The organism is Pseudomonas sp. UFMG81 (assembly GCF_015354575.1).
In the GTDB taxonomy this organism is placed as follows: Bacteria; Pseudomonadota; Gammaproteobacteria; order Pseudomonadales; family Pseudomonadaceae; genus Aquipseudomonas.
The window spans coordinates 141,459-152,204 of sequence record NZ_JACAFQ010000004.1; the positions used below are offsets into that span (position 1 = coordinate 141,459).

The 10,746-nt window shown below is 68.9% G+C and carries 4 protein-coding genes; 1 reads left to right on the forward strand and 3 read right to left on the reverse strand.

Annotated features, from left to right (window positions below; all coding sequences use genetic code 11):
• Position 1: 1 nt before the first annotated feature.
• The 3 genes from IX761_RS04960 to IX761_RS04970 form a co-directional block, all read right to left on the reverse strand.
• Positions 2-1,072 carry an enoyl-CoA hydratase/isomerase family protein gene (locus IX761_RS04960; RefSeq protein ID WP_194788515.1) on the reverse strand — a complete coding sequence of 357 codons (1,071 nt, stop codon included), beginning with the start codon at positions 1,070-1,072 and terminating at the stop codon, positions 2-4.
• A gap of 212 nt (positions 1,073-1,284) precedes the next feature.
• Positions 1,285-2,673 (reverse strand): efflux transporter outer membrane subunit, encoded by a 1,389-nt coding sequence (locus IX761_RS04965; RefSeq protein WP_194788516.1) that lies wholly within the window; start codon positions 2,671-2,673, stop codon positions 1,285-1,287.
• Between the two features lie 19 nt (positions 2,674-2,692).
• Positions 2,693-3,475 carry a helix-turn-helix transcriptional regulator gene (locus IX761_RS04970; RefSeq protein WP_194788517.1) on the reverse strand — a complete coding sequence of 261 codons (783 nt, stop codon included), beginning with the start codon at positions 3,473-3,475 and terminating at the stop codon, positions 2,693-2,695.
• Between the two features lie 424 nt (positions 3,476-3,899).
• Between IX761_RS04970 and IX761_RS04975 the strand changes: the two genes are divergently transcribed.
• Positions 3,900-10,217: a non-ribosomal peptide synthetase gene (locus IX761_RS04975; protein WP_228533234.1), complete on the forward strand. Its 6,318-nt coding sequence runs from the start codon at positions 3,900-3,902 to the stop codon at positions 10,215-10,217.
• The last annotated feature ends 529 nt before the right edge of the window (positions 10,218-10,746 follow it).

Sequence of the window (10,746 nt, forward strand, 5' to 3'; positions counted from 1 at the left end):
CCTACAGCCCCTCGAAGAATTGGTCGACCCGCTGGCGGCTCAGGCCCGCCAGGGTCGGCGGGTTCCAGCGCGGCTGCTTGTCCTTGTCGATGATCAGGGCGCGCACGCCCTCGATGATGTCGCCGTACTCGAACCACTGGCGGTCGATGTGCAGCTCCATGGCGAAGCAGGCTTCCAGCGTGAGCGCCCGGCCCCGGCGCAGCAGCTCCAGGGTCACCGCCATTGCCAGCGGCGAGCGGGTCTGCAGCAGGTCGGCAGTGTCCAGCGCCCATTGATGGCTGTCGCCGATGCTCACCGCACGCAGTTGTTCGATGATGCTGGGCAGGTCGGGCAGGGCGAAGAAGTGGTCGATCACCGGGCGCAGCTTTGCCAGCGGCGCGTCGTCGAGCACCTGGGTGCCGAGCTTGGCCAGCAGGCCTTGCAGGTCCTTGAGTGGGTGTTCGCCGAACACCAGGCGGTCCAGGCCTTCATCCAGCGCGGCCAGCTGGTCGCTGCCCAGGTACCAGTCGGCCAGGCCGCAGTACAGGGCATCGGCGGCCTTGATCTGGGTACCGCTGACACCCAGGTAGATGCCCAGCTCACCGGGCACGCGAGACAGGAAGTAACTGCCGCCGACATCCGGGAAGTAGCCGATGCCCACCTCCGGCATGCCCAGGCGGCTGCGTTCGGTGACGATGCGCAGGTCGCAGCCCTGGGCCAGACCCATGCCGCCGCCCAGGGTGAAGCCGTCCATCAGCACCAGCACCGGCTTGCGGTAGCGGTGGATACACAGGTCCAGGGCGTATTCCTCTTCGAAGAACGTTTCGTGCAGTGTTTCACCGGCCTTGAAGCTGTCGTGCAGCGAGCGGATGTCGCCACCGGCACAGAAGCCCTTGGGGCCTTCGCCGCGCAGCACCACCGCCTGCACCTGTGGGTCCTGCGCCCAGCGGTCGAGGTGCTGTTGCAGGCTGCGGACCATGTCCAGGGTGAGGGCGTTGAGCCCGGCGGGGCGGTTGAGGGTGAGGTGGCCAATATGGTTGCGGACCTCGGCCAGTACCTGATCCGTTGCCGAGGATTGAGCGTGCGCGGTCATCGCGGTCTCCCTGCTTTGTTATTGATTTTCCAGATGAAGTCTGGAGGGCGCGGGCGGATCGCAGGATCCTGTCATGCGAATTTGCCTTGCACAATCGGCAAATATGCAGGGCTAAACTGCATTTTTGTCTGATGAGCGTCCTCCGGGCCGGTCGGCTCACTTTAACCCTGGAACGCCCACAGGCAACAGGTTCCTCATGCGTGGCAAGCGCATCAGCGGGTGGCGGTCTGTTCCCAGCCACCGCCCAGTGCCGTGTACAGGTTCACCTCGGCCACCAGCTGCGCCAGCCGGTCGCCGATCAGCCCCTGCTGGGCGCTGAACAGCTCGCGTTGGGCATCGAGGAAGGTCAGGCTGCTGTCAACGCCGGTGCGGTAGCGGTTCTGCGCCAGGTCGTAGTAGCGCTGGCTGGCCGCCACCAGGTCGCGCTGGGCCTGCAGTTGGCGCTGGTAGGTGGCACGCGCGGCGAGGCCGTCGGCCACTTCCTGGAACGCTGCCTGGATGGCCTTTTCGTACTGGGCCACCTGGATCGCCTTTTGCAGCCGGGCATAGTCCAGGCTGGCCTTCAGGCTGCCGGCGTTGAACAGCGGCAGGCTTACTTGCGGCTGGAACAGCCAGCTCCCCGAACCGCCGTCGAACAACCCGGACAACGCCAGGCTGGAGCTGCCGGCATTGGCGGTCAGGCTGATGCTGGGGAAGAACGCCGCCCGTGCCGCGCCGATGTCGGCATTGGCCGCCAGCAGGCGGTGCTCGGCCTGACGGATGTCCGGGCGCCGCTGCAACAGCTGCGAAGGCAGCCCGGCCGGCACTTGCGCGACCTGCTCGCTGGCCAGGGTCATGCCGGGCAGGTCCGGCGCCACCTCACCGCCCACCAACAGGGTCAGTTGGTTGAGGTCCTGTGCGGCCAGGCGCCGGTAACGGGCCACGGCGGCGCGGGTGCTGTCGACCCGGGTCTGGGCCTGGATCTGCTCGAGCGCCGACAGGCTGCCAGCACGGCGCTGGCGGGTGGTCAGGCGCAGGCTCTGCTGGTCGGCGGCCAGGGTGCGCAGGGCCAGGTCGAGCAGCTCCTGGTCGGCGCGCCAGGTCAGGTAGGTCGTGGCCACGCTCGCCACCAGGCTCAGCTGTGCGCCCTGGCGGGCCTCGTCGGTGGCCAGGTAAGTCTGCAAGGCTTGCTCGCTGGCGCTGCGCACTCGGCCGAACAGGTCTAGCTCATACGCACTGACGCCCAGGTTGGCGGTGTAGGTCGACTTGATCATCCCGTCGCGGCCGGTCACGCGCCGTGGCAGGTATTGGCGCTGACCGTTGGCATTGGCCGTAACCGCCGGCAGCAGCGCGGCGCGGCGGATACGGTATTGGGCGCGGCTGGCCTCGACGTTGAGCAACGCCACCCGCAGGTCACGGTTGTTGGCCAGTGCCGCCTCGATCAGCTGGCGTAGCGCCGGGTCCTGGAACACCTGCGCCGGTACCTCGCCGCGATCGCTTGCGGGGTAGGCCGGGCCACCGGGGTACTGGCCTGCCATGGGGGCTGGCGGGCGCTGGTAGTCGGGTATCAGGCTGCAGCCGGCCAGGGCCGCGGCCAGCAGGGTGAGGGTCAATCCACGCATGGCGCACTCTCTTGAAAGTTCAGGCGCCGGCCATCCACCTGGCCAGCCCGTGGCGGCCACTGACACCGAGCTTGGCCGTGGCGCGTTTGAGGTAGGTTTCCACCGAGCTGTTCTTGACGTTCAGCCGTTGCGCCATCTGCGGCACGGTGCCCCCGGTCAGCAGCCCCAGGCAGACTTCCTGCTCGCGCGCCGAGAGGCTGATCGCGCCGCGGGCCAGGCGTGCGCCGAACGCCACGCGCAGCGCATCCTGCGCCAGGTCAGGCAGGGCCTGGCCAAGGTGGCGCGGTTGCTGGTCGCGAAGGTCCTGGGCGTGCTGTTCGAGCAGCGGCAGCAGCGTGTCGGAGAGGCTCTTGAGCAGCGACAGTTCGCTCAGGGTGAAGGCCCGCTGTGCGAGCAGCCGGTGGCAGCGGATCACCCAGCGACGGTCGCCGTTGCTGGACACCAGGTGGCACTGGTGGGCGCTGTGCCCCAGGTGCTGGCGGCCCAGCGGGCGACGGGTGTGGACCAGCACCGGGTCATGCATCTCAAGGATGCTCGGCAGCAAGGCCGGGTGCGGGGCATCCCCCGGATCGCAGGGGTCGCCCGTGCCGGCGCAGCCCAGCAGGCTGATGTGTTCGACCCGGGCCTCGCGGCTGTCGAGGGTCCATTCGCTGAGGTCCAGTCGATGGATGGGCACCAGGGCATCGACCAGTTGGAGCATCTGCCCGGCAAAGTCATCGTCGCCACTGCTGGCCACCAGTTCGCCCAGTTGCAGGTACAGGTGCGGGGCTGGGTGTCGCGTCAGGCTGTCGGTCAGCTTCATAGAGGTGTTCTTCCTTGATTCGCGGTATTCGGTGGGTGGTCTCGTGGTCGAGTCCTCTCCTGCGGTGATGGGGTGGCGGTATTCAAACCGAGGGGGTAGGGGGCGTCTGTAATGGAATAGGGGGACAGAAAACGCCATGTGCGTCGCGTTGGCCACGGGCCTGTGATCGTAAGGGCGAACAGGGGAGCGAGCAGGAAGTCGGCGAATTGACGTCAATACGCCGTGATTTGTCGGATTTTTACGTCAGCGCTATGGGGCGTGCGTGGGCGGCGGCGCCTTGCTTTAGCGATTTTCCTACAGAAAAATCAGCCACTTGAGTCGGAAAAAATCAGGCCTCGGTGCTGTCCGGGTTTCGGGGGCCATACAGTCGGCCAGGGGCGATGCTTGAATCCGCGGACGATCAACCGCAAGGATGCCCCGGCCCATGTCTGCCACCGACGCCTTCCCCCTGACCTGCGCCCAGCGCGACATCTGGCTGGACCAGATCAGCCATGGCGACTCGCCGCTGTACAACATCGGGGGCTACATCGAGCTCGACGGTGCCATCGACGCACGCCTGCTGGGCCAGGCCTTCGACCACCTGGTGGCCGTGCACGACAGCCTGCGCACGGTGCTGCTGCCAGGGGCTGACGGTCTGCCGCGGCAACGCTTCGACCGCGATCTGGCCCTGGCGCTGCCGGTCATCGACCTGAGCGAGCGTCCCGACCCCGAAGCCTGCGCGCAGGCCTTGATGCGCGAACGCATGGGCCAGTGCTTCACGCTACTGGGCGGGCCGCTGGCGCGTTTCTTCCTGGTGCGGGTGCGGCCAGGGCGCCATCTGCTGGCCGGCCAGGCCCACCACCTGATCATCGATGGCTGGGGCTTCGACCACCTGTTCAACGTGCTGGGTCGCTATTACGGGCTGCTCGCCGAGGGGCGGCCGCTGCCCGAGACGGCGCCTTCCTACCGGGCCTTCATCAGTGACGACGTCGCCTACCAGGCCTCGCCACGCCACGCCCGCGACCGCGCCTACTGGCTGGCCAGGTACCCGTCGCTGCCCGATGCCCTGGTGCTGCCGCGCGATCAGGGCGACAGCACCACAGCCACGCCGGGCCAAGCCCTGGTCCTGCCGTTCGACGGCGACCTGCTGGCGCGCATGGGGCAACTGGCCGGCGAACTTCAGGCCTCGTCCTTCCACGTGCTGCTGGCGGCCCTGCACGTCTGCTGTGTGCGCACCTGGCAGCGTGACGAATGGGTGGTCGGCGTGCCGGTACGCAACCGCGCCAGTGCGCAGTTCAAGGCAACCCTGGGGTTGTTCGCCCAGGTCAGTGCCCTGCACATGGACTTTGGCCGCGAACGGCCGTTCGCCGACCTGGTGCGGGCGATCCGCGATGCGCTGCGCCAGGACTTTCGCCACCAGCGCTTTGCCTTGAGCGAACTCAACCGTGCCCTGGGCCTGCTGCGCGAAGACCGCCAGCAACTGTTCGAACTGAGCGTGTCATACGAGGAGGAGGGCGACGCGCTGCGCTACGGCGAGGTGCCGGGGCACAGCGTCAAGGTGAGCAACGGCCACGAACCGTCCCCGTTGGCCCTGCACCTGCGCCACAACCGCCAGACCGGCAAGGCCTGGCTGCACTTGGTGTACAACCTGGGCTGGTTCGGTGCCGACGAGGTCCAGGGCCTGGCCACGCGGCTCCTGCATGTGCTGGCCCAAGGGCTGGCGAGGCCCGGCCTGGCTGCGGCCGATTTCGACCTGCCGACTGCCGCCGAGCACCAACGGTTGCGCGCCTTCGGCATGGGCCGGCAGACCCCGGCCGATAGGCGCTGCATCCACTGGCGCATCGAGCAGCAGGCCGCCGCCGCGCCCCAGGCCATCGCCGCCTGGCATGACGGCCACAGCCTCAGCTACGGCGAGCTGAACGGCCGCGCCAACCAACTGGCCGAACGCCTGATCGCCCTAGGGGTGCAGCCCGAGGATCGCGTGGCGATCTGTGCCTGGCGTGGCCTGGACACGCTGGTCGGGCTGCTGGCCATCCTCAAGGCCGGCGCGGCCTACGTGCCGCTGGATCCGGCCCACCCCCCAGAGCGCCTGGCCTACCTGCTGGAGGATTGTGCGCCGAAGGTGCTGCTGACCCTGTCCGCGCTGGTGCCAAGGCTACCAGCCAAAGGCCTGGCACTGCTGGAACTGGACCGCAGCGCCCAAGGCCTGTCGGCCAACCCGCAGGTGGCGGGGCTGGGCGCCGACCACCTGGCCTACGTCATCTACACCTCCGGCTCCACCGGCCAGCCCAAGGGCGTGATGGTGGAGCACGGCATGCTCGGCAACCTGGTCGACTGGCACTGCCGGGCCTTCGCCCTGCGTGCGGGCGACCAGGTGTCATGCCTGGCCAGTTTCGGTTTCGACGCCATGGCCTGGGAGGTCTGGCCGGCGCTGTGCAGTGGCGCCACCCTGCACCTGGCGCCGGTGCGCCAGGGTGCCGAGGACATCGACGCGCTGCTGCGCTGGTGGCGCGCCCAGCCGCTGGATATCAGCTTCCTGCCCACGCCAGTGGCCGAGCATGCCTTTGCCCACGGTCCGGACCACCCGACCTTGCGCACCCTGCTGATTGGCGGCGACCGACTGCGCGGCCTGGCGCGCGATCCGCGCCATGCGGTGGTGAACAACTACGGACCCACCGAGGCCAGCGTGGTGGCCAGCTACGGCGCCGTGCGCGCCGGTCAGCCGCTGCATATCGGCGGGCCGGTCGACAATGCGCATTTGTATGTGCTCGACGCCCGGCAACGTCCGCTACCGCCAGGTGTCGCGGGCGAACTGTACATCGGCGGCCGGGGTGTCGCCCGCGGCTACCTCGGCCGCCCGGCGATGAGCGCCGAACGCTTCCTCGACGACCCCTTCAGCGCCGCGCCGGGCGCCCGCATGTACCGCAGCGGCGACCTGGTGCGCTGGCAAGCCGACGGCACCCTGGAATACCTGGGCCGTAACGATGACCAGGTCAAGGTCCGTGGCGTGCGCGTGGAACTGGCCGAGATCGAGGCCGCGCTGGCCAGCCACCCAGCGGTGCGCGAAGCGGTGGTGCAGTTGCAGGGCGGGCAACTGGTCGCCTGGTTCATCACCACGACCGAGGTGGCGCCGCGCGCGCTGCACGACTACCTGACCGCGCGCCTGCCGGCGGCCCTGTTGCCCAGCGCCTTCGTGGCGCTGGCCAGCTGGCCGCTGACGGCCAATGGCAAGCTTGACCGCCAGGCCCTGCCGGCACCTACGGCGCAGGCCAGCCTCCGCCGCGCCTACAGCGCCCCCGAAGGCCCGAACGAACAGCGCCTGGCGGCGCTCTGGGCCGAGTTGCTGGGGGTCGAGCGGGTAGGGCGGCACGATCATTTCTTCGAACTGGGCGGCCACTCGCTGCTGGCCGTGCAACTGGTCGAGCGCATGCGCGCCCAGGGCCTGCATGCCGACGTGCAAGTACTGTTCGGCCAGCCGACCCTGGCCAGCCTGGCAGCCGCGACCCATGCGGCCGGCGCGCAGGCGTTGCCGGGCAACCGGGTCCCCACCGAATGTCCACGTATCACGCCGGACATGCTGGTACTGACCACCCTGGACCAGCTGGCCATCGACCGCATTGTCGCCGCGGTGCCAGGCGGCGCTGCCAATGTGCAGGAGATCTACCCGCTGGCGCCCCTGCAACAAGGCCTGCTGTACCACCACATCACCGAGGCGCGCGACCCCTATCAGCAGCAGGCCCTGTTCGCCTTCGCCAGCCGTGCCGCCATGCAGGCGTTCGCCGCAGCCTTGCAACAGGTGATCGATCGCCACGACATCCTGCGCACCAGCCTGGCCTGGGAGGCCCAACCCCAGGCGCAGCAGGTGGTCTGGCGCCACGCCCAGCTGCCGATCGCGGTGCAGCCTGCCGGCGACGATGCCGAGGCGCGCCTGCGGGCCCATTGCCAGCCGCTGGACTTGCGCCGTGCGCCGATGATGGCCCTGGGCGTCGCCGAGGCGCCAGGGCAGGGCCGCTGGTTGGGTTTGCTGCGCTTCCACCACCTGGTCAACGACGCGGTTTCCCTCGAACTTTTGATGGCCGAGCTGCGCGCCCTGATGGAGGGCAAGGGTGAGGCGTTGCCCGAGCCGGTGCCGTATCGCCACTTCGCCGCAGGGCACAGCGCACCGGATCGTGAACGGCAGCACCAGGCGTTCTTCAAGCAGATGCTTGGCGACCTCGAGGCACCCACCCAGGTACTCGGGGTGGCCGGCCAGCCCACGCCGCCCGACACGCTGCAAACCCTCGATCACCCTTTGCCGGCGCCGCAGGCCTTGCGCCTGCGGCAGTTGGCGCGCGGTGCCGATGTGAGCCTGGCCAGCCTGTTCCATCTGGCCTGGGCCCAAGTGCTCGGCTGCCTGTCGGGCAGCGATGACGTGGTGTTCGGCACGGTGCTGCTCGGGCGCCTGGCCGCAGGCGAGGGCGCCGAGCGAGCGCTGGGCATGTTCGTCAACACCTTGCCACTGCGGGTGAGCCTGGCCGGGCGCACGCTTGACCAGGCCCTGGCCGAGACCCACGCGCGCCTGGCCGCGCTGCTGGCCCACGAGGATGCGCCCCAGGTGCTGGCCCAGCACTGCAGTGCGTTGCCGGCCGGTGTGCCGCTGTTCGACAGCCTGCTCAACTTCCGCCAGGGCGCGCAGCAGGGGCAGGCGGCGCTGACGGGGGTCGAACTGCTGAGTGCCAGCGAGGTGGTCAGCCAGCCGCTGATGCTGGCGGTCGACGACCACGGCGAGGCATTGCGCCTGAGTCTGCGCGCACCGTGCAGCCTGGGCGTCGAACGCTTGCTGGATTACCTGCTGACGACCCTTGAGGGGCTGTGCGAACACGCGGGCGACAAGCCCCTGGCCCAGCTGTGCAGTGTACCGGCGGCCGAACTGCACCACCTGCTGGAGGCGCTGAACGCCACCGAGGATCCCGCCAGCCCGGTGCAGCAGACCTGGCCGGCGTTGTTCGCCGAGCAGGTGCAACGCAGCCCCGACGCCATCGCCGTGCAGGCCGGCGACGCCAGCCTGAGCTACCGCCAGCTCGATATCCAAGCCAACCGCCTGGCCCACCACTTGATTGCGCTGGGCGTGCGCCCCGACACCCGGGTAGCGATCTGCGTCGAGCGCGGCCTGGCGCTGATGGTCGGCCTGCTGGGCATCCTCAAGGCCGGCGGCGCCTATGTGCCACTGGACCCGGGCTACCCCGACGAACGCCTGCGCTACATGCTCGACGACAGCGCGCCGCTGGCGGTGCTGGTACACGATGCCACCGCTGGTCTGCTGGGCGATACCGGCGTGACGCCGGTCAACCTCGACCGCGATATCGGCACGCAGTTGCCAGACGCGGCACCTAAGGTCGAACTCAATGCCGGGCATCTGGCCTATGTGCTCTATACCTCCGGCTCCACCGGCACGCCCAAGGGGGTGATGGTCGAGCACCGTGGCCTGTGCAACCTCATGCACTGGGGCTCGGGCTTATGTCCACCGCGCCCTGGCGATGCCCTGTTGCAGCGAGCGCCGTTCAGTTTCGACGGTGCGGTGTGGGAGCTGTTCTGGCCGCTGGCGGCGGGTTTGCGCCTGGTGCTGGCGCGGCCGGATGGCCACCGCGACCCGGCGTACCTCGTCGAACTGATCCGTGAACGCGCGGTGACCACCGTCAAGTTCGTGCCGGCCCTGCTGCAGCAGTTCATCGAGGTCGAGGGGGTGGCGCGTTGCACCAGCCTTCGCGATCTCTTCTGCGGGGGCGGCGAACTCACCCTGGCTTTGGCCACGGCGGTACGTGAACGCCTGCCCTGGGTGCGCCTGCACAATGTCTACGGCCCGACCGAGGCCACGGTCGACAGCACCGCCTGGACCTTGGAGCCCGACCAACCGCTGCCCGCCAGCGCACCACCGATCGGCCGGGCAATCTGCAACACCCGGTTGTACCTGCTCGACGCCCATGACCGGCCGGTGCCGTTCGGCGCGGTCGGCCAGTTGCATATTGGCGGCGTTGGTGTGGCGCGTGGTTACCTCGGCTTGCCGGCGTTGCAGGCAGAGCGCTTCATCGCCAGCCCGTTCGTGGCCGGCGACCGGCTGTACCGCAGCGGCGACCTGGCGCGTTACCGCGACGATGGCGAGCTGGAGTTCCTCGGCCGCAACGACTTCCAGCTCAAGCTGCGCGGGTTGCGGGTGGAGCCGGGTGAGATCGAGGCACAGCTGGCCGGTTGCCCAGGCCTGGACCAGGCCCTGGTGCTGATGCGTGATGAGCGCCTGGTGGCCTATTTCACCTGCCGCGATGGCCAACCGGCGCCAGGGTTGGAGGTGTTGCGCAGTCATATGCTGGCGCGCCTGCCGGCGTACCTGGTGCCCTCGGCGTTCGTCGCCGTGGCGCAATGGCCGTTGAGCCCCAATGGCAAGGTCGACCGCCAGGCCCTGCCCGAGCCGGGCGCGGAGTCGGTGATCGCCCGCCAGTACGTGGCCCCCGAGAGTGAGCTGGAGACGGCCCTGGCGCAGATCTGGGGTGAGGTGCTGCGCATCGAGCAGGTGGGTCGCGACGACAACTTCTTCGAGCTGGGCGGGCATTCGCTGCTGGCGGTGAGCCTGGTGGCGCGCATGCGCCAGGCCGGCTTGCATGCCGACGCGCGCACGCTGTTCAGCCAGCCGACCCTGGCTGGCCTTGCGGCCAGTACCCGCTTGCAGCAGGCCAAGGTAGAGGTGCCGCGCACGACGATCCCGGGCCTGGGGGCACGGCGCAGGCTGTAACCGCGCCATGCCAACAAGGCGGGCGGCGGAGACCTCACATGGACGCTACCGCTGCCCCACATGACTCAAGTCTGGTGGTGCGACATCAGCGCCCATGCTGAAACCGCGTCGTACATACAAGGCGGACAGTGGAGACCTCACAGGCATAACTGGCCCGAAACAGATGTGGGAGCTGGCTTGCCAGCGATGCGCCGCGCGGGCGGCGCTCGATCTCAAGAGCGCTGAAAACCTGTCGGCAGGCACCTGGTGGGCTACATGCGATCCCAAGACAGGCGCCTGGGTGCCACGCTGCGGTCCTTGGGAAATCAGAATTGCGCGGTGGCATGTGGGCGCATGTCTGAATATCGGGTGAGGGGCACCAGGTGCCTGCCGGTGTTTTTGCAGCGCTCTTGAGATCGAGCGCCGCNCGNGCGGCGCATCGCCGGCAAGCCGGCTCCCACAGTTTGTTTCGGGCCAGTTATGTCTGTGAGGTCTCCACCGTCCGCCTTGTTTGTACGCCGCGGTATCGAGGTGGTGCGGGGACCGCGGC

Excerpts from the sequence above, each read along its gene's own strand:
- IX761_RS04960 (WP_194788515.1), bottom strand. The coding sequence starts at position 1,072 with ATGACCGCGCACGCTCAATCCTCGGCAACGGATCAGGTACTGGCCGAG.
- IX761_RS04965 (WP_194788516.1), bottom strand. The coding sequence starts at position 2,673 with ATGCGTGGATTGACCCTCACCCTGCTGGCCGCGGCCCTGGCCGGCTGC.
- IX761_RS04970 (WP_194788517.1), bottom strand. The coding sequence starts at position 3,475 with ATGAAGCTGACCGACAGCCTGACGCGACACCCAGCCCCGCACCTGTAC.
- IX761_RS04975 (WP_228533234.1), top strand. The coding sequence starts at position 3,900 with ATGTCTGCCACCGACGCCTTCCCCCTGACCTGCGCCCAGCGCGACATC.